This window comes from Aeromicrobium sp. WCS2018Hpa-31 (assembly GCF_031843905.1).
GTDB lineage: Bacteria > Actinomycetota > Actinomycetes > Propionibacteriales > Nocardioidaceae > Aeromicrobium.
The window spans coordinates 113,483-131,307 of sequence record NZ_JAVTJF010000004.1 but is presented as its reverse complement, the minus strand read 5'-3'; the positions used below and the strand labels follow the sequence as shown (position 1 = coordinate 131,307).

Annotated in this window: 18 protein-coding genes; 10 read left to right on the top strand and 8 right to left on the bottom strand. The window is 72.0% G+C overall.

The annotated features are described in order from the left end of the window. Positions 1-5: 5 nt before the first annotated feature. Both sucB and lpdA read right to left on the bottom strand, forming a co-directional pair. The gene (gene sucB, locus RQG84_RS06225; RefSeq protein ID WP_311209308.1) at positions 6-1,928 is read right to left on the bottom strand and encodes a 2-oxoglutarate dehydrogenase, E2 component, dihydrolipoamide succinyltransferase; all 1,923 of its coding nucleotides are present in this window, start codon (positions 1,926-1,928) and stop codon (positions 6-8) included. Between the two features lie 19 nt (positions 1,929-1,947). Beyond that, a complete protein-coding gene (gene lpdA, locus RQG84_RS06220) occupies positions 1,948-3,339 on the bottom strand; it encodes a dihydrolipoyl dehydrogenase (RefSeq protein WP_311209307.1) in 1,392 nt (463 codons plus the stop codon). 185 nt (positions 3,340-3,524) lie between these two features. Between lpdA and RQG84_RS06215 the strand changes: the two genes are divergently transcribed. Continuing rightward, positions 3,525-4,127 carry a hypothetical protein gene (locus tag RQG84_RS06215; protein WP_311209306.1) on the top strand — a complete coding sequence of 201 codons (603 nt, stop codon included), beginning with the start codon at positions 3,525-3,527 and terminating at the stop codon, positions 4,125-4,127. Positions 4,128-4,165: 38 nt separating this feature from the next. Here RQG84_RS06215 and RQG84_RS06210 read toward each other — a convergent pair whose 3' ends face one another. From RQG84_RS06210 to RQG84_RS06200, 3 genes are read right to left on the bottom strand one after another with little or no spacing between them, the layout of a single operon-like run. Further along, positions 4,166-4,618: an ASCH domain-containing protein gene (locus RQG84_RS06210; protein WP_311209305.1), complete on the bottom strand. Its 453-nt coding sequence runs from the start codon at positions 4,616-4,618 to the stop codon at positions 4,166-4,168. Then, positions 4,615-6,048, bottom strand: a complete 1,434-nt coding sequence (locus tag RQG84_RS06205; RefSeq protein ID WP_311209304.1) for a serine hydrolase domain-containing protein — start codon at positions 6,046-6,048, stop codon at positions 4,615-4,617. Before RQG84_RS06205 ends, RQG84_RS06210 begins: the two co-directional genes overlap by 4 nt. Next, positions 6,041-7,510: a leucyl aminopeptidase gene (locus RQG84_RS06200; protein WP_311209303.1), complete on the bottom strand. Its 1,470-nt coding sequence runs from the start codon at positions 7,508-7,510 to the stop codon at positions 6,041-6,043. The genes RQG84_RS06205 and RQG84_RS06200 overlap by 8 nt, the downstream gene beginning before the upstream one ends. Before the next feature lie 63 nt (positions 7,511-7,573). Between RQG84_RS06200 and gcvT the strand changes: the two genes are divergently transcribed. Together gcvT and RQG84_RS06190 are read left to right on the top strand one after the other, a co-directional pair. Beyond that, positions 7,574-8,689 (top strand): glycine cleavage system aminomethyltransferase GcvT, encoded by a 1,116-nt coding sequence (gcvT, locus tag RQG84_RS06195; protein ID WP_311209302.1) that lies wholly within the window; start codon positions 7,574-7,576, stop codon positions 8,687-8,689. 82 nt (positions 8,690-8,771) lie between these two features. Beyond that, entirely contained in the window at positions 8,772-8,966 is a 195-nt protein-coding gene (locus RQG84_RS06190) for a hypothetical protein (RefSeq protein WP_055965659.1), read from the top strand. A 54-nt stretch (positions 8,967-9,020) separates the two neighbouring features. On the opposite strand, the gene RQG84_RS06185 is transcribed toward RQG84_RS06190, so the two are convergent. Genes RQG84_RS06185 through RQG84_RS06175 form a run of 3 tightly spaced genes read right to left on the bottom strand, consistent with a single transcriptional unit; the run spans position 9,021 to position 11,436 of the window. After that, complete coding sequence (locus RQG84_RS06185; RefSeq protein ID WP_311209301.1) at positions 9,021-9,587, bottom strand: DUF3043 domain-containing protein; 567 nt, start codon at positions 9,585-9,587, stop codon at positions 9,021-9,023. Positions 9,588-9,620: 33 nt separating this feature from the next. Continuing rightward, a complete protein-coding gene (locus RQG84_RS06180; RefSeq protein ID WP_311209300.1) occupies positions 9,621-10,229 on the bottom strand; it encodes a hypothetical protein in 609 nt (202 codons plus the stop codon). Next, complete coding sequence (locus RQG84_RS06175) at positions 10,219-11,436, bottom strand: SGNH/GDSL hydrolase family protein (protein ID WP_311209299.1); 1,218 nt, start codon at positions 11,434-11,436, stop codon at positions 10,219-10,221. The genes RQG84_RS06180 and RQG84_RS06175 overlap by 11 nt, the downstream gene beginning before the upstream one ends. 118 nt (positions 11,437-11,554) lie before the next feature. Here RQG84_RS06175 and RQG84_RS06170 point away from each other — a divergent pair, with 118 nt between their 5' ends. From RQG84_RS06170 to RQG84_RS06140, 7 genes are all read left to right on the top strand, one after another. Continuing rightward, positions 11,555-12,268 (top strand): PspA/IM30 family protein, encoded by a 714-nt coding sequence (locus RQG84_RS06170; RefSeq protein WP_055965671.1) that lies wholly within the window; start codon positions 11,555-11,557, stop codon positions 12,266-12,268. Next, on the top strand, positions 12,243-13,136 hold the full coding sequence (gene htpX / locus RQG84_RS06165; RefSeq protein ID WP_055966468.1) for a zinc metalloprotease HtpX: 894 nt from the start codon (positions 12,243-12,245) through the stop codon (positions 13,134-13,136). The genes RQG84_RS06170 and htpX overlap by 26 nt, the downstream gene beginning before the upstream one ends. Before the next feature lie 27 nt (positions 13,137-13,163). Further along, positions 13,164-13,736, top strand: coding sequence for a PspA-associated protein PspAB (locus tag RQG84_RS06160; protein WP_311209298.1), 573 nt, complete (start codon positions 13,164-13,166; stop codon positions 13,734-13,736). A 63-nt stretch (positions 13,737-13,799) separates the two neighbouring features. Continuing rightward, positions 13,800-15,068 carry an aminotransferase class I/II-fold pyridoxal phosphate-dependent enzyme gene (locus RQG84_RS06155; protein ID WP_055965675.1) on the top strand — a complete coding sequence of 423 codons (1,269 nt, stop codon included), beginning with the start codon at positions 13,800-13,802 and terminating at the stop codon, positions 15,066-15,068. Positions 15,069-15,073: 5 nt separating this feature from the next. Then, positions 15,074-16,174, top strand: coding sequence for a glycerate kinase (locus RQG84_RS06150; protein ID WP_311209297.1), 1,101 nt, complete (start codon positions 15,074-15,076; stop codon positions 16,172-16,174). A gap of 112 nt (positions 16,175-16,286) precedes the next feature. Continuing rightward, positions 16,287-16,679, top strand: a complete 393-nt coding sequence (locus RQG84_RS06145) for an iron-sulfur cluster assembly accessory protein (RefSeq protein WP_055965679.1) — start codon at positions 16,287-16,289, stop codon at positions 16,677-16,679. Positions 16,680-16,783: 104 nt separating this feature from the next. Then, complete coding sequence (locus tag RQG84_RS06140) at positions 16,784-17,767, top strand: carbohydrate kinase family protein (RefSeq protein WP_311209296.1); 984 nt, start codon at positions 16,784-16,786, stop codon at positions 17,765-17,767. Positions 17,768-17,825: the final 58 nt, after the last annotated feature.

Sequence of the window (17,825 nt, the reverse complement as noted above, 5' to 3'; positions counted from 1 at the left end):
GCCGATCACAGCTCGCCCTCGAACGAGCCGCTCTGCAGCCGCTCCTTGACAGCGGTCAGGAACCGGCCGGCGTCGGCACCGTCGATGAGGCGGTGGTCGTAGGTGAGCGCGAGGTAGGCCATGCTGCGCACCGCGATGCTGTCGCTGCCCTGCGCGTCGGTGATGACGACCGGACGCTTGACCACGGCACCGACACCCAGGATCGCGACCTGCGGCTGGTTGATGATCGGCGTGTCGAACAGGGCGCCGTTGCTGCCCAGGTTCGTGATCGAGAACGTGCCACCGGAGAGCTCGTCAGGCGAGATCTTGTTGGTGCGCGTGCGCTCCGCGACGTCGGCGATCTTGCGGGCCAGGCCCGCGATCGAGAGGTCGCCGGCGTCCTTGATCGTCGGCACGAGCAGACCGCGCTCGGTGTCGACCGCGATCCCGAGGTGCTCACCGGACGGGTAGGTCACGGTGCCCTCATCGAGGTCGAGGGCGGCGTTGAGCGTCGGGTGGGCCTTGAGCGCCTCGACGACGGCCTTGGCGAAGAACGGCAGGAACGTCAGCTTGACGCCCTCGCGCTCGAGGAACGCGTTCTTGTGCTTGGCGCGCAGTCGCGCGATCTCGGTGACGTCGACCTCGTGCACCTGCGTGAGCTGGGCCGAGATCTGCAGCGACTCGGTGAGCCGCGAGGCGATGACCTTGCGCAGACGGCTGACCTTCTCGGTCTTGCCGCGCAGGGGCGACGGCTCGGTCGAGGCGGCGGCCGCCGCGGGTGCCGAAGCGGCCGCAGGTGCCTGTTCCGCGGGCTTGCTCTGCTCCTCGGCCTTCTTGGCCGCGTCGAGCACGTCCTGCTTGCGGATGCGACCGCCCACGCCGCTGCCGGTGACGGCGGCGAGGTCGACGCCGTGCTCCTTGGCCAGCTTGCGCACGATCGGCGTCACGTAGGTGTCGCCACCGCTCTGGGTCGAGGCGCCGGAGCTCTGCTGCGGGGCGTCCTTCGTCGGCTCGGGGCGGGCCTCGTTCTCGGGGTGGGCCTGCTTCTCGGGCTCTGCGGTCGGGGCGGGTGCGCTGGAGCCCGAGTCGGACTTCGCGACCTCGTCGGCCTTCTCCGGCTGGCTCTTCTCGGCCTCGGCGGCCTCCTCGAGCTCCTCGGCCTTCTGCGGGTCCTGGGCGGGGTCGGCGTCACCGGAGTCGGCCGGAGCCTCGTCCTGCGTCGAGCCCGAGTCGCCACCGGACGAACCGGCCGCGGAGGCGTCGCCGACGATGGCGAGCACGGCGCCCACCTCGACGGTCTCGTCCTCGTCGACCTTGATCTCGAGGATCGTGCCGGCGACGGGGGAGGGGATCTCCGTGTCGACCTTGTCGGTGGAGATCTCGAGCAGGGGCTCGTCGACCTCGACGGTGTCGCCGACGGCCTTGAGCCACGTGGTGACGGTGCCCTCGGTGACGCTCTCGCCCAGCTCGGGCAGCTTGACCTCGGTGCCCTCGCCGGTCTGGTTCGTCTCCAGGTGGGGCTCCTCGCCGTCCTGGTTGGTGGGCGTGCCGTCGGACTCGCGTGCCGGCTCCTCGCCGGGCTGCTCGGCCTGCGCCTGGTCGTCGGACGAGCCCTCGTCGTCGGAGGAACCCTCCTCGACGTCGGCGTCCTCGGTGTCCTCCGGCTCGGCGGGCGCCTCGTCGGAACCACCGTCGTCGGACGGGCTCTCGTCGGCGTCACCGATCACGGCGAGGTCGGCGCCGACCTCGACGGTCTCGTCCTCCTCGACCTTGATCTCGAGGATCGTGCCGGCGACGGGAGAGGGGATCTCCGTGTCGACCTTGTCGGTGGAGATCTCGAGCAGGGGCTCGTCGACCTCGACGGTGTCGCCGACGGCCTTGAGCCACGTGGTGACGGTGCCCTCGGTGACGCTCTCGCCGAGCTCGGGAAGGGTGACGGTCGTTGCCATGATGTCGTCCTCGTTCGGGTCAGGCGTGCGAGTGGAGGGGCTTGCCGGCCAGGGCGAGTGCAGCCTCGCCGAGAGCCTCGTTCTGCGTGGGGTGCGCGTGGATCAGCTGCGCGACGTCCTCGGGGTAGGCCTCCCAGTTGACGATCAGCGAGGCCTCACCGACCTGCTCGCCGTAGCGGGCGCCGATCATGTGCACGCCGACGATCGGGCCGTCCTTCTCGCGCACCAGCTTGATGACGCCGGCGGTGCCGAGGATCTGGCTCTTGCCGTTGCCGCCGAGGTTGTACTCGACGGTCTCGACGTTGTCGTCGCCGTACTTCTCCTTGGCCTGCGGCTCCGTGATGCCCACCGAGGCGAGCTCGGGGTCGCAGTAGGTGACGCGCGGGATGCCCGGGTCGAGCACGGGCTGGGGGTTGAGGCCGGCGATCTCCTCGGCCACGAAGATGCCGTGGGCGAAGCCGCGGTGGGCCAGCTGGAGCCCGGGCACGAGGTCACCGACGGCGTAGACGCCGTCGACGTTGGTGTGCAGGCGCTCGTCGGTGGGCACCCAGCCGCGGTCGACGGTGACGCCGACCTCCTCGAAGCCGTTGCCGTTGCCGTTCGGGCCTCGGCCGACCGCCACGAGGACGAGGTCGGTCTCGATGGTCTTGCCGTCCTCGAGGGTGACGGTCACACCGGAGTCGGTCTGCTCGACACCGGAGAACTTGGTGCCGGTCTTGAAGGCGATCTTGCGCTTGCGGAACGCGCGCTCGAGGTTCTTCGACAGCGTCGGGTCCTCGAGGGGCACGAGCGTGGGGAGGGCCTCGATGATCGTGACGTCGGCCCCGAAGGACTTCCAGACGGAGGCGAACTCGACACCGATGACGCTGCCGCCGATGATCACGACACGCTCGGGGACCTCGCTCATCGTGAGGGCCTCCTCGCTCGTGACGACGCGACCGCCGATCTCGAGACCGGGCAGGCTGCGGGCGTAGGAGCCGGTGGCCAGGACGACGTTCTTGCCGGTGTACCGCTGACCGTCGACCTCGACGGTGTCCTTGGCGACGAGCACGCCCTCACCCTCGACGACGGTGATGCCGCCGGACTTGATGAGGCCCTGCAGACCCTTGTAGAGACGGTCGATGACGCCGTCCTTGTAGGCGTTGACGGCGGCCATGTCGATGCCCTCGAACGTGGCCTTGACGCCGTAGTTCTCGCTGTGGCGGGTCTCGTCGGCGACCTCGGCCGAGTGCAGGAGCGCCTTGGTGGGGATGCAGCCGTTGTGGAGGCACGTGCCCCCGATCTTGCTCTTCTCGACCAGCGCGACGCTGAGGCCGAGCTGCACCGCGCGGAGGGCGCAGGCGTAGCCGCCGCTGCCGCCGCCCAGGATGACGATGTCGAAGGTGTTCTGGTCGCCCGGGCTGTCCGCCACAGTGTCCTCCCGCGTGGATGAGTCGTTCTCCGTCATCTTGTCACCCCCGCGTGCGACCGCACCACGGGGGGAGCGACCGGTGAGTAGGTTGCGGCGTGACCTGTCGGGCGACCGCCCGGCGGCCTGCGCGCGGGTCGCTGCGCGATTCGCCCGGCCGTCCACCAGTCGTCGGGCAGAATGTCGCCATGGCTCTGTTCGGCCGCCGACGCGGCAGCTCCGATCGTCGCGCGACGCGTGACGACATGGCCACGCTGCGCGCCTGGGCGGGGGAGCGTGACGGCGTCGAGGCGTACGTCGAGCCGCGCACCTCGTTCAACGAGCCGACGGTCGTCCTGGTGGCGTCGGACGGGGAGTCCATCCGCCGACGCGTCGAGTCGCCCAAGGCGGCCGCCGACCTCGCCCGCAAGCTGGCGATCCCCGTCTACGACGCCAACCGGGTGGGGTACCCGCAGCGCATGCGCGACTACGCGGTGCGCAAGCAGGCCCGCGACACCGGTCGGGCGCGAGCGTCCTCCCCGGGACCGCGTCGCTCCACGCCCGGTGGCTCCACAGCGCCGGCCCCGTCGGGTCCGCGTCCGCTCTCGCCGCGCGAGCGCGATGCGATCGCCACCCTCCAGGTGTCGGCCGACGTCACGGGCGACGCCACCGTCCGTCCCGACGACGAGGTGCTCCGTCGCTGGTGGAAGCAGGCGCGTGCCCGTTCCCACCCCGACCGCCGCGGTGGCGACCGCAGCGAGTGGGACGAGGTCGAGCAGGCCGCCCGCACCCTCGGCCTCGCCGGCGACTGACCCGCACGTCTCTGCGAGACGGAGAGGCTGCGTGGACCTCAGTCGGCGTGCTCGGGGGGCCACACGACGGCGAAGCGCTCGAACCGTGTCTCCACGTCGTCCACGTCCGCGTCCGGGGCCAGCCCGAGCACACGACGCAGGAAGTCGCGGTGGGCGTCGAGCCACCACGCCCGGGTGAGGTCGCCCTCTCCCTCGTCGCGCGCGAAGGCGTCGTCGACCGAGTCGAGTCGTCCCGTACGGACGTCGGTGGTCCGCAGGACGACGCGGGCCCGGTCGGAGCCGTCGAGCACGACCCAGTGGTCGCCGACCCGCACCGGGTGGTCGTCGGGAGTCACCGGCCCGGCCGTGGCGCGCTTGCCGCCCGCCACCACGAGCGCGAGGAGCGCGTCGGCCATCGCGGGGGAGTCACCGAAGGGCTCGACGGCGGGCTGCTGGTCGGAGACCTCGGGGTGCGCCGCGACGTAGGCGGCCCAGAGCGGGTCGGCGCTCACGACCATCCCGCCTCGTCGAGCCCGCCCGGGACCTCGACGTCGGGCGCCGGGTCGTACGGGGTCCGGGTGAACGCGAACGTGGCGAGGTCCAGCTGGACGGGTCGGCCGTCGGCGTCGCGGCGCACCGCGAGCCGCTCGTTCTCGTAGTAGCCCTCGAGACCGACCCACGCACCGTCGGCGGTGGGGGCGAAGCGCGCACCGCGGCCCTGCCCGGGCTCGCCCAGGACGAGCCGGTCCCCGTCGAGCCGGACGGTGTAGCGGGACGTTCCCCAGAACCAGTCGCCCACGAGGTCGAGCAGGTCGTGCTGGGCGGGCGCGCGGCGCCACGGCGGCGAGACGACCGGCTCGCGCTCGCGCACGAGGTCGAGCAGGTCGGTGCCGACGGGGCCCAGCCCCGAGGTGGTGTTGGCCAGCACCACGACGCCGTCACCGGACTCGACGTCGACGCGCAGCGAGGCCAGGAAGCCCGGCATGGACCCGCCGTGGCCGACGTACCGGCGGCCCGCGACGTTCCAGACCTGCCAGCCGAGCGCGTGGGCGCCCGTCCACGGCTGTCCGGTGACGTCGCTCACCGCGACGGGCCGGAGCATCTCGCGCAGCGTGGCGTCCTCGAGCAGCCCGGCGGTGTGGCCGGCGGCGAAGGCGGCCCACCGGGCCAGGTCCTCGGCGCTCGACCAGAGCTGGCCGGCCGGGGCCAGGGCAGCGGCGTCGTGCTCGGGCTCGACGTGCGCCAGGTCGGCGAACGGGTGGACCGCGAGTCCGGGGGCGGCGTCGTCGGTCGGCCGGTGGCTGGTGGCCGCCATGCCGAGAGGATCGAGCAGGTCCTCGTGCACGGTGTCGTGCCAGGGCCGACCGCGCAGCCGGGAGACGAGCTCACCGAGCACTCCGAAGCCGGTGTTGGAGTAGTGGAAGCGCGTGCCGGGCGTGAAGAGCAGGCGCGGTCCCGCCGCCAGCAACTCGTCCCAGGCCTCGCCAGGGGTCCGCTCCCACCACGGTCCGTTGGTCTCGGCCTGCAGGCCCGACGTGTGGCTCAGGAGCTGGGCGACGGTGACCGGGAGGTCGGTGCCGTTCGCCGCCCGGGGCCCGGCACCCCCGCCCGCGTCCCCGCCGAGCTCGGGCAGGTGGTCGCCGATCCGGTCGTTGAGGTCGAGCAGACCGGCGTCGCGCAGCTGCAGCACCTGGGTGCCGACGAACGTCTTGGTGATGGACCCGATCCGGTACTGGGTCCGCGGCGTGGCGAGCGGGGAGTCCGCCGTGCCGTCGAGGTGGCCGGCCGCACCGCTCCACACCACCGCACCCCCGCGCACGACGGCCGCGGTGACCGAGGGGACGCGGCGGCGGACCTGCTCCTCGGCGAGACGGGCGTCGAGCGCGCGCCGGGTGCCCTCCAGCAGTGGTCCGTCGTCGGTGGCGGGTCGGTCCTCAGGCACCGGCTGCGGCCAGGTCGCTCGCCAGACGCACGAGCGTGCGGACCGACACCCCGGTCCCGCCCGACGGCGTGTAGCCGTGCTCGGCACCGTCGTTGAACGACGGACCGGCGATGTCCAGATGGGCCCACGGGGTCTCGCCGACGAACTCGCGCAGGAAGGCGGCCGCGAAGAGCGTCCCGCCGTACGGCTTCGGGTTGTGCTGGCGGATGTCGGCGATCTTGGAGGACGTGACGGCGGACTTCATCTCCTCGACGATCGGCAGCGGCCACATCGACTCCCCGGTGGCCTTCGCGGCGTCGAGGACCGACTCGCTCAGCGCGTCGTCGTTGCCGAGCACGCCGCTGGTGCGCTCACCCAGCGCCACGACGCACGCACCGGTCAGCGTCGCGACGTCGATGATGCGGTCGGCGCCGGCCTCCACCGCCAGGGACAGACCGTCGGCGAGCACGAGGCGACCCTCCGCGTCGGTGTTGTGCACCTCGACGGTGGAGCCGGAGCGCATCGTGAGCACGTCGCCGGGGCGGGTGGCCGAGCCGCTGGGCATGTTCTCGGCGAGGCAGGCGAACGCCGTGACCTTGATCGGCAGCCCGAGCTCGGCGATGGCCAGGGTCGCGGCCACGACCGCGGCCGCGCCCGCCATGTCGATCTTCATCGTCTGCATGCCGGCGCCGCTCTTGATCGAGAGGCCGCCCGAGTCGAAGGTGATGCCCTTGCCCACGAGGGCGAGGTGGGTGACGGGCTTGCGGGGCTCGTAGCTGAGGCGTACGAGGCGGGGCGGCGCGTCGGACCCGGCGCCCACGCCGAGGATGCCGCCGCAGCGCTCCTTCTCGAGGCGCTTCTCGTCCCACACCGAGACCTTGACGGGGGTGCCACCGGCGCGCTCGACGATCTGCTCGGCGAAGGCCGGCGGACGCAGGTCGCCGGGCGGGGTGTTCACCCAGTCACGCGCCAGGGCCGTCGCACGGGCCACCACGGCGGCGCGCTCGACGGCGTCGACGACCGTCGACTGGCGGGCGAAGGCGGACAGCACGGTGAGGGTCCGCACGCGATCGTCGTCGGACGTCGGCTTGGTCTTGTAGGCCTCGTAGCGGTAGGCGCCGAGCAGGGCGCCCTCCGCCACGGCCGTGACCTCGTCGCCCTCGGCCGGGTGCAGGGCCAGCGCCACGGACGTGGCCTTGGTGCGGGCCGCGGCACGCACGCCGCTCGCGGCCGCACGGCGCAGCTCCTGGGCATCGGGCTCGGCGCTCAGGCCCACGGCCACGACCGTCGAGACCTTGGCGGCCTCGCCGGCAGGGACGGTGACGACCTGGCCCTTCTCGCCGGTGAAGCCCAGCAGGGCCAGCGTCGAGGCGTGGTCGCCGGCGTCGTCGTCGTTGCGCACGCCCAGCACGAGGACGTCGGCCTTGACCGACGACGGCTTGGCTGTGCTGACCGAGACGTCAGGCAGAAGGGACTCGTTCACGCGCGACGGCGTCGAAGGGGCCATGGATCCCATGTAATCACGCAGGCCGCTAGGTTGAGTCGCATGGACCTGCTCCGCTCGCCGCTGCACGACCACCACGTGGCCCTGGGGGCCAAGATGGCCGAGTTCGGCGGGTGGACGATGCCGCTGGAGTATCCCTCGGAGTCCGGCGGCGGGGTGCTCGCCGAGCACGCGGCCGTGCGCGAGGCTGCGGGCCTGTTCGACGTGAGCCACCTGGGCAAGGCCAGCGTGCGGGGGGCGGGCGCCCTCGACCACGTGAACGCCGTCCTCACCAACGACCTGCGGCGCATCGGCCCCGGCCAGGCCCAGTACACGCTCTGCTGCGACGAGACGGGTGGCACGGTCGACGACCTCATCGCCTACGTCCGCAGCGAGTTCGACGTCTTCCTCGTGCCGAACGCCGCGAACACCGCCGCCGTGGTCGCGCAGCTGCAGGCGTCGGCGCCAGAAGGGGTCGAGGTCGTCAATCGGCACCGCGAGCTCGCCGTTCTGGCGGTCCAGGGTCCGTCGAGCGAGGCCGTCCTCGAGGCGGTCGGCGTGCCAGTCGACCACGCGTACATGTCCTTCGTCGAGGCTCCCGTGGGTGGAGCCGAGGCCATCGTGTGCCGCACCGGCTACACGGGCGAGAAGGGCTACGAGCTCGTGGTCCGGGCCGACGACGCCCCCGCGGTGTGGGAGGCGCTCCTGGAGGCCGGCGCGCCGCACGGTCTGCGGCCCTGCGGCCTCGGCGCCCGCGACACGCTGCGCACCGAGATGGGGTACCCGCTGCACGGCCACGAGCTGTCCCTCGAGATCTCGCCGGTCATGGCGCGCGCGGGCTGGGCGGTGGGCTGGGACAAGCCCACGTTCGCCGGCAAGGACGCCCTGACCCGCCAGCGCGAGGAGAAGACCGTGCCGCTGGTGCGCGGCCTCGTGGCTGCAGGACGCGGCATCCCGCGTCCTGGCATGGTCGTGCGGTCCGTCGGCCCCGACGGCGAGCCCGGCGACGTGGTCGGCGAGGTCACGTCGGGGACCTTCTCGCCGACGCTGCGCCAGGGTGTCGGGCTGGCCCTCCTGGACCGGTCCGTCGGCGACGGTGACGACGTGGTCGTGGAGGTCCGCAGGCGTGCGGAGCGCTTCACGGTCACCAAGCCGCCGTTCGTCACGACCTCGACCTGACGACTCCCGACGCGACACGGGCCGTGGCCTGCGCGACGATGACCGGACCGAACGACTGCTGGACCGAACGAGGAGGACGGCGATGAGCTGGAGCTGGGTGCTGGAGACCGCCGACGGGCAGGACAAGGGCCGGTCGGAGGAGTTCGACAGCCGCGGTGACGCGGAGTCGTGGGTGGGGGAGACGTTCTCCGAGCTGATCGACCAGGGCGTCGACCAGGTCCGTCTGCTCGACGGCGACACCGAGGTCTACGGACCGATGTCGCTGCACAGCGCGTAGCGGTCCCGCACAGGCGGGGGCCGCCACACGGTCAGAGCGCCTCGGCGCCCACCCTCAGTAGCGGTCGCGCAGCGGGGCGCCGCGATCGATGGAGACGGCCGGCAGCCGGAAGCGACGCAGCTGGGTGCTGCGCAGCACCGTGTAGCCGACGGCACCCTTCGTGGGGGTGTCGGGGAAGCGCTCGCGCAGACCACGCTTGAGCCCGCGGACCAGGACGACCTCGTCGAGGATCGTGAGCAGCAGCATGACCGCCCACGCGTAGAACACGACGAGCTGGGCCCAGGGCTGGTTGATGAAGCTCAGCACCAGCACGAGCAGCAGGATCGGGAGCAGGTACTCGGCCACGTTGCGACGGCGGTCGACGAAGTCGCGGGCGAAGGCGCGGACCGGGCCACGGTCACGGGGCGGCAGGTCGGAGCCCTTGCCGGCGCGGAGCGCCTCCTGCTGCCGCTGGCGCAGCTGCGCGCGGGCGTCGCGCTCTCGACGCATCTGCTCCTTGCGCGTCAGGGGCGTCTTCATGGCCTTCTTGCGGGCGGCCTCGGCCTCCTTGCGACTGGGAGTCGCGCGGCCCTTGGCGTTGTTGCTCTGGCGGTCGTCCGGGGCGGCGTTGTCCTGCGTCACGGCGTCACCCTACACAGGACGACCTCGCCCGCCTCACCCCTGCAGGCGGTCGTCGACGTCGCGTGCGATGGTCGCCTGCTCCTGCGTCGGGACCGACGTGTCACCCGTCGCGACGAGGACCACGACGACCTCGGCGCGCCGGAACACGACCACGCGGAACCGGTTGCCGGCGCCGTCGTCGTAGTCCCAGCCCACCTGCTGGTCGCCGAGCCCGTCGAGCTCGTCCTCGGGGACGGGCTCGGTCGTGAACCCCTCCTCCTCGCACGTGGTCCGGACCGCCACCAGCGCGTCGAGCGTGTCGGTGGCGGCCTGCTCGTCGGCGACCATCCCGTACTCGAGCACGGAGCGCGGCAGCCCCTCCTGCTCGTAGTAGGAGACGCGACCCTCCTTCACGCCCTGGGGCTCGGCGGGGACGCCGCAGTAGCGGGGCTTGCCGGGGTTGCCCGAGATGCGCTCGCTGGCCGGCACACGGACCCAGCCCTTCGGCAGCCCGTCCTCCGGCAGGATCGTGAGGTCGGCGCGCTGGTCGGCGGACGTCCGCTCGGGAGCGGCGGGCTCGTCGCCGCCCGTGCAGCCGCTCACCGTCACCAGGAGGGTGACGGCGAGCAGCGACGCGACGCGGGTGAACGGGTCACGGACCATTGCGGATCGCCTCCTCGAGGATGGCGGCCATCTCCTCGTGTCCTCGGTCGTTGGGGTGGTAGCTGCCGTTCTTGTCGGGCTTGCCGTCGGCGATGCGGACCTCGATGTTGTTCATGCAGGCGTTGGAGGTGCCGATCTCGCACCCGTTGAAGGCGTCGTACATGTCGACGTACTGGAAGGCACCCGGGTTCTCCTCGTTGAGCTCGTTCACGAGGTCCTCGATCTGGCCGTCCATGTCCTCGACCAGGTCGTTGATGGCCAGGATGTCATCGGTGTCGATCTGCGTCCCGTCGCTCCACGCGCTGCCCGGGTCCTCGGGGAAGAATCGCGGGTAGCCGAGCACCAGGATCCTCGCGTTCGGGGCCTGCTCGCGGATCTGCGGCAGCAGCTCGCGCATGTTCTCGATGGCCTGGGCGATGTTCTCGTCGGCCTCGTCGCGCTCGGACTGGTTGTCGAAGCAGCTGTGGAACGGGTTCATCCCGTCCTTGATGCACTGCTCGAGCGTGTTCGCGAACTTCGCGTCGTTGCCACCGATGGTGAAGGTGACCAGGCTCGTGTCCTCGTCCAGGTTGTCCAGCTGCGCCGGTTCGTCGTCGTTCCCGCTGTTGGGCTCGGTGAAGTCCTCGGTGACGGCACCGGAGCAGGCCGCGAAGGTGTAGCCGCCGGCGAAGTCGAACGTGTCGTTGATCTGCTGGGAGTACGCGCCCTCGGACCGGTGGCACATGTTGTTGTACGGCGCCTCGGTCTGGGTGACGGGGACCTCGACGCAGCCGTACTGGTGGCAGTAGAGCTGCGGCTGGGGATTGCCGTCCTCGTCGAGGTTCTCGTAGTAGTCCTCGGCCTCGGAGGCGTAGTTCTCGTCGGTGTCGGGGTCGTACTCCGAGCCGCCCTCGCCGGAGGAGAAGGAGTCGCCGAGGGCGACGTACTCGCCGGCCTCGGCCTGCTCCTGCGGTGTGAGCGAGGGGTCGAGATAGGTCGGCACCGTCGAGTCGCCGGGCAGGGGCGCGGTGGGCTCCGGCACCTCGCCGCAGTCGCTGCCGCCGGTGATCTCGCAGATCTTGGTGCTGACGGTGGCCCTGATGGGCTCGCTGTTGGCCGTGATGGTCCAGACGATCCCGCCGACCAGGATCGCGGCGAGGACGATGACGCCCACGAGCTCGAGCGAGCCTTGGCCCCGCTCGACGCGTCGTGGTCGTCCTGTCTGCATGTCCCCATGCAAGCGAGACGGGTACCCGGGCGCCCAGGGCCCTGGGACCCAGATGCTCCGCTGCGGCGTCCGTCGGTCGTGCAGCCCCGGTCGTGCACGGTGCCCGTACTCTGGCGCCATGGGGATCGGACGCAGGATTCGCGACATCTGGCGGTCGCGGTCGCACCAGGAGCTCGACGGCGACGCGTTGCGCAGCTCGCTCGACGACACCTACCGCGGTCAGCTGGCCCACCTGCAGCGCGTGCGTCGCGGCGTCGCGGACGTCACCACGAGCCGCAAGCGCGTCGAGGTGCGGCTCCGCCAGCTCGAGCAGCAGTCCAGCACCTTCGAGGGCCAGGCGCGCGAGGCCGTCGCCCGGGGTGACGACGACGCGGCCCGCGCGGCACTCGGGCGCAAGGTCGGGCTCGAGGAGGCCCTGGCGGACCTGCGCGAGCGGCACGCCGCCCTCCAGAAGGAGGAGGCCACGATCACCGACGCGGCGACCCGCCTGGAGCAGAACATCGAGGACTTCCGGCTCCGCAAGGACACGCTCACGGCCCGCCAGTCCGCGGCCGAGGCCCGTTCGCAGCTGACCAGCGCCGACTCCGGCATCACCTCCTCGCTCAGCACCGTCAACCAGCAGATGGAGGCGGCCGAGCGGCACACCCGAGAGCTCGAGGCCAAGGCCGACGCCGTGGACGAGCTCGTCGCCGACGGGGTCGTCGCGCGGCCGGGCGAGGACACCGCCGACCTCGAGGCGCGCCGCTTCGACCGCGAGCTCGGGATCGACCCGTCCTCCACGGACACCGAGTCAGGGGAGGATGGCCGTGGCCCGCACCAGATTCAGGCCTGACGCGGGGCTCTCCCGACGGATGTTCGGGGTGAGCCTCGGGCTCGGCGCCCTCTACGTCGCCTTCGGCGCGATCCTGATCGCAAACACGAACCTCGTGTTCGGGCTCGTCATCGTCCTCGGTATGTCGTGGGGCCAGTGGTACTTCTCCGACAAGCTCGCCCTGCGGTCCATGGGCGCGAAGGTCGTGACCCCGGAGCAGGCCCCCGAGCTGCACGCCATGATCGACCGGCTGTGCGTCATGGCCGACATGCCCAAGCCGACGGTGGCCGTCGCGGTCACGGACATGCCGAACGCCTTCGCGACCGGCCGCACGCCCAGCCACTCCGCGGTGTGCGTCACGACCGGCATCATGCAGCGCCTCGACGCCGACGAGCTCGAGGGCGTGCTCGCGCACGAGCTGGCCCACGTGGCCAACCGCGACGTCTCGGTCATGACGGTCGCCTCGTCGCTCGGGCTGCTGGCCGGATTCATCACCCGCTGGGGCCTGTACTTCGGCCGGGGCGGCAGCAACCGCAACGGCAACAACCTGCCCTTCATCGCCGTGTTCCTCGTGAGCATGGTGGTGTACTTCATCAGCTTCCTGCTGACCCGGGCGCTGTCGCGGTACCGCGAGCTCAGCGCGGACCGCAGCGGCGCGTACCTCACGGGGCGTCCCTCGAAGCTGGCGTCGGCCCTCACCAAGATCTCGGGCGACATGAGCCGCATCCCCAACAAGGACCTGCGCGACTCCCAGGCCCTGAGCGCGTTCTTCTTCGCGCCGGCCATCAGCCGCGCGTCGGCCGGTGCCCTCATGGCCACCCACCCGCCGCTGGAGCAGCGCCTGGCGCAGCTGGCCAAGGTCGGCGCCGAGCTCTCGGATCCGATCTGATGGGCCCGATCTGATGGGCCCGATCTGATGGGCTGGCTCGACGGGATCCTCGGGCGCTCCAAGCCGCCGGAGGCCGACCTCGACGTGCTGTTCGGCGTGCCCCAGGCGGGGTTGTCGCTGCAGGCTGCCGGCTTCACGGCCACGGGCGCCGGAGCCGTGTGCTTCCGCGACGTCGACGGCGTCAGCGACGACCAGGTCGTGGCCGAGGTGCAGCAGGTCATCGGGACCGACGCCTCGGCGGCGGTCGAGCTGAGCGACGACGGGCGAGGCTTCCGCTGGATGCAGGTGACCCGGTCGCCGGGCGACCTCACCGGCCTGGTCACCGACCTTCACGCGGCGAACTCCTCGCTCGCCGACGCCGGGTACGGACCCCAGCTCCTGTGCTCCACGGTCCTGTTCACGGCACCTTCCGGCGGAGCGCTGGCGCTGGTCTACCTGTTCAAGCAGGGCACCTTCTACCCGTTCGCGCCGGTCGCCGGCCAGCGTCGGGACAACCCGGTCGAGATCCAGGTCCGCGCCCTCGTGGAGGGTGACGTCCCGGTCGAGCCGAAGCTCGAGCGGTGGCTCGCGCTGTGGGGTGCGCCGGGCCTGTCCGCCTAGGGCACTCGGGCGCGCACTGCGGCTGGGGCGTCCGGGTCGGCCGGTCTTGGGTAGGTTGGGACCGTGAGCCTCGACACCCTCTCGACCGCAGAGATCAGCGCCCTCCACGACGAGCAGACGGCCGCCTACGAACGCCTCAAGGCAGCCGGCCTCGCCCTCGACATCACGCGAGGCAAGCCGTCCGCGGCCCAGCTCGACCTGTCGAACGCCCTGCTCGACCTCCCGGGCCAGGACTACAAGGACGGCGCGGGCACCGACACCCGCAACTACGGCGGCATCGTGGGCAACGCCGACCTGCGCGGGATCTTCGCCGAGCTGCTGCACGTGCCGGTCGACCAGGTGGTCGCGGGCGACAACGCGAGCCTGGCGATCATGCACGACCTGGTGGTGCTCGCCATGCTCAAGGGCACGGTCGGCTCGACGCGTCCGTGGTCGCAGGAGGACGAGGTCGTCTTCCTCTGCCCCGCGCCCGGCTACGACCGCCACTTCGCGATCTGCGAGCAGTACGGCATCACCATGCGCACCATCGAGATGCACGACGACGGCCCCGACATGGCCGCCGTGCGCGAGGCCGTCACCGACCCGGCCGTCAAGGGGATCTGGATCGTCCCCACGTACGCCAACCCCACGGGCGCCGTCGTCAGCGAGGCGAAGGCCGCCGAGCTGGCCGCCCTCGAGACCGCCGCACCCGACTTCCGCATCTTCTGGGACAACGCGTACGCCGTGCACCACCTCACCGAGGAGCGGACCAAGACCGCCGACATCGTCGGCCTGTGCGCCGCCTCCGGGCACCCGGACCGTCCCTTCGTGCTCGCGTCGACCTCCAAGATCACCTTCGCCGGGTCCGGCGTCAGCTTCTTCGCCTCGTCGCCGGAGAACGTCGCCTGGTACACCGGCCTCATCGGCAAGCGGACGATCGGTCCCGACAAGGTCAACCAGCTGCGCCACCTGCGGCACCTCGTCGACGTCGACGGCGTGCACGCGCTCATGGACCGGCACCGCGAGATCCTCGCCCCGAAGTTCGCGGTGGTGCTCGAGGTCCTGTCCGAGCGACTCGGCGGACACGACGTGGCCACGTGGACCGAGCCCAAGGGTGGCTACTTCGTGAGCCTCGACGTCCCGGACGGCTGCGCGACCAGGGTCGTGCAGCTGGCCAAGGAGGCCGGCATCGCCCTCACGCCGGCCGGTGCCTCGTTCCCGTACGGCAAGGACCCGCGCGACCGCAACATCCGCATCGCGCCGTCGTTCCCGCCGATCGAGGAGCTGCGGACGGCCATGGAGGGGCTCGCCACGTGCGTGCTCCTCGCGGCCACCGAGCAACGACTGGCCTGACGGCCGTGCGGGTGCTCGTGGCGCCGGACACGTTCGCCGGGACGCTGGGCGCCCCCGAGGCGGCCAGGGCGATCGCGCGCGGCTGGGCCCGTGCGGCCCCCCACGACGAGATCGTGCGGCTGCCCATGGCCGACGGTGGCCCCGGCTTCGTCGACGCGCTGCACGACGCCCTCGGCGGACGCCTGCACGTCGTGACGGTGACCGGGTCGACCGGGGTCGACGTCCCGATGACGGTCCTCGTCGTCGACGACGTCGCGTACCTGGAATCGGCACAGGCCTGCGGGCTCCAGCTCGGACCGCCGTCGGCGAGGTCGGCGAGCACGTGGGGCGTGGGTCAGGCGATCGCGGCCGCGGTGGAGCTCGGCGTCGAGTCGGTGGTCGTCGGTCTGGGCGGCAGCGCCACCAACGACGGGGGCGCCGGACTCCTGGGCGCGCTCGGAGCGGTGGCCGACCGCCCGCTCGACGCCGGGCCCGACGGGCTCAGCGGCATCACACGGGTCGACCTCGAGCCGGCCCGCGCGGCGGTCGGCCAGGTGCGCCTCGTGGCGGCGAGCGACGTCGACGTTCCCCTGCTCGGGATGTTCGGTGCGACCAAGACCTTCGGCCCGCAGAAGGGCCTCTCCGACGCCGACGTGGTCGAGGTCGACGGACTGCTCGACCGGTTCGTCGAGGCGGCCTGCGGCTCGACCCCGGCGGAACGGCGGGTCGCGGACTCGCCGGGCGCCGGCGCTGCGGGCGGTCTCGGGCTCGCGCTCCTCCTCCTGGGCGCGGAACGCCGGCCCGGTGTCGCGGTCGTGGCCGACGCCGTGGGTCTGGACGCCGCGTGCGCCGCGGCCGACCTGGTGGTCTCAGGGGAGGGTGCCTACGACCACACGTCGCGCAGCGGCAAGGTCGTGCACGGTGTGGCGCAGGTGGCAGCACGCCACGCCCGTCCGTGCGTGGCGATCGCCGGCCAGGTCACGGTGGGCGCGCGCGAGATGCGCGCCATGGGCGTGGAGTCGGCGTACGCGGTGCTCGACGTCGTGGGGGAGGAGCGTGCGTTCGCCGATCCGGTCGGCTCACTGAGCGAGGTGGCCGAGCGGGTCGCCCGCACCTGGTCCAGGTGAGACCGCGCCGGAGCACGTGGTGATTGCCTCCAGGTCGAGCACGTACGATGGAACAGAACCGGCCTCCTCCTGGTTTGCACCAGGGAGACCACCCGAGACCGACGGAGATGACATGAGCGTCGACAGCAGCACGACCCCCGACACGGCCACCACCGCCACCGACGGCGTCACCGCGCCCGCCGAGGGCGTGACGTTGTCCGCCAACGCCGCCGACAAGGTCCGGAGCCTGCTCGCGCAGGAGGGTCGCGACGACCTCGCCCTGCGGATCGCCGTGCAGCCCGGTGGCTGCTCCGGCCTGCGCTACCAGCTCTTCTTCGACGAGCGCACGCTCGACGGCGACGAGGTCCGCGACTTCGACGGCGTCAACGTCGTCGTCGACCGCATGAGCCTGCCCTACCTGGGCGGCGCCACCATCGACTTCGTCGACACGATCGAGAAGCAGGGCTTCACCATCGACAACCCGATGGCCACCGGTTCCTGCGCCTGCGGCGACTCGTTCCACTGACCTTCCGAGGGGTCGCCCACGAGCGGCGGCGCCCGAGGTCACGCACGACCTCCTCACACGACGGCCTCCTGCGCACGCAGGGGGCCGTCGTCTAGTCTCGTCGGGTGCATCTCGCGATCGCCGGTTCCGTGGCCACCGACCACCTGCAGGTCTTCACGGGAAGGTTCTCGGACTCCCTGGTCCCCGACCAGCTGGACAAGCTGTCCGTCTCCTTCCTCGTCGAGGACCTCGACATCCGTCGAGGAGGGTGTGCGGCGAACATCTCCTTCGCCCTGGCCGCACTCGGCCACCGACCGACGCTCGTGGCCTCGGTCGGCACCGACTTCGTGGAGCAGGGCTACCGCACCTGGCTCGAGGACGCGGGCGTCGACTGCTCCCTCGTCCACGTCTCGCCCACGGCCCACACGGCCCTGTGCACCATCACGACGGACGACGCCCACGCGCAGATCGTCACGTTCTACCCGGGTGCCATGGCCGAGGCGCGGCGCATCGACGTGGGGGAGATCCACCGCGAGCGCCCGATCGACCTGCTGCTCATCGGACCGGACGACCCGGCCGGCATGCAGCGCCACACCGAGACGGCCCGGTCGCTCGGCATCCCGTTCGCCGCGGACCCCTCGCAGCAGCTCGCCTGGGCCGGCGGCGACCTGATCCGTGACCTCGTCGACGGTGCCGCCTACCTGTTCAGCAACGACTACGAGGACGCCCTCATCCAGAGCAAGACCGGCTGGTCGGCCGACGACGTGCAGGCGCGCGTCGGCACCCGCGTCGTCACGCGGGGCAAGGACGGCGTCACGGTGGTCCCGGCCGACGGTCCCGAGATCGAGGTCGCGGCGATCCCCGACGTCCGCTCGGTCGACCCCACGGGGGTCGGCGACAGCTTCCGGGCGGGCTTCCTGGCCGGGGTGGCCGCCGGTCTGTCGCTCGAGCGGTGCGCCCAGATGGGGTGCACGATCGCGGCGAGCGTCGTCGAGACCACCGGCACGCAGGAGTACACCCTGACGCGCGAGGGGTTCCTCGGGCGGTTCTCGGCGGCCTACGGCGAGGCCGCGGGCGCCGAGGTCGGCGCTGCTCTCAGCCTCGCGTGAGCGGCCCCTCGGGAGCACGACACGAAGGGTGCCCTTACCTGCTCCCGCGCGAGAGCGT

What these genes read in the sequence shown, in the direction of transcription:
- sucB (WP_311209308.1), bottom strand. Translation starts at nt 1,928, where the DNA reads ATGGCAACGACCGTCACCCTTCCCGAGCTCGGCGAGAGCGTCACCGAG.
- RQG84_RS06215 (WP_311209306.1), top strand. Translation starts at nt 3,525, where the DNA reads ATGGCTCTGTTCGGCCGCCGACGCGGCAGCTCCGATCGTCGCGCGACG.
- gcvT (WP_311209302.1), top strand. Translation starts at nt 7,574, where the DNA reads ATGGACCTGCTCCGCTCGCCGCTGCACGACCACCACGTGGCCCTGGGG.
- RQG84_RS06190 (WP_055965659.1), top strand. Translation starts at nt 8,772, where the DNA reads ATGAGCTGGAGCTGGGTGCTGGAGACCGCCGACGGGCAGGACAAGGGC.
- RQG84_RS06180 (WP_311209300.1), bottom strand. Translation starts at nt 10,229, where the DNA reads ATGGTCCGTGACCCGTTCACCCGCGTCGCGTCGCTGCTCGCCGTCACC.
- RQG84_RS06175 (WP_311209299.1), bottom strand. Translation starts at nt 11,436, where the DNA reads ATGCAGACAGGACGACCACGACGCGTCGAGCGGGGCCAAGGCTCGCTC.
- RQG84_RS06170 (WP_055965671.1), top strand. Translation starts at nt 11,555, where the DNA reads ATGGGGATCGGACGCAGGATTCGCGACATCTGGCGGTCGCGGTCGCAC.
- RQG84_RS06160 (WP_311209298.1), top strand. Translation starts at nt 13,164, where the DNA reads ATGGGCTGGCTCGACGGGATCCTCGGGCGCTCCAAGCCGCCGGAGGCC.
- RQG84_RS06145 (WP_055965679.1), top strand. Translation starts at nt 16,287, where the DNA reads ATGAGCGTCGACAGCAGCACGACCCCCGACACGGCCACCACCGCCACC.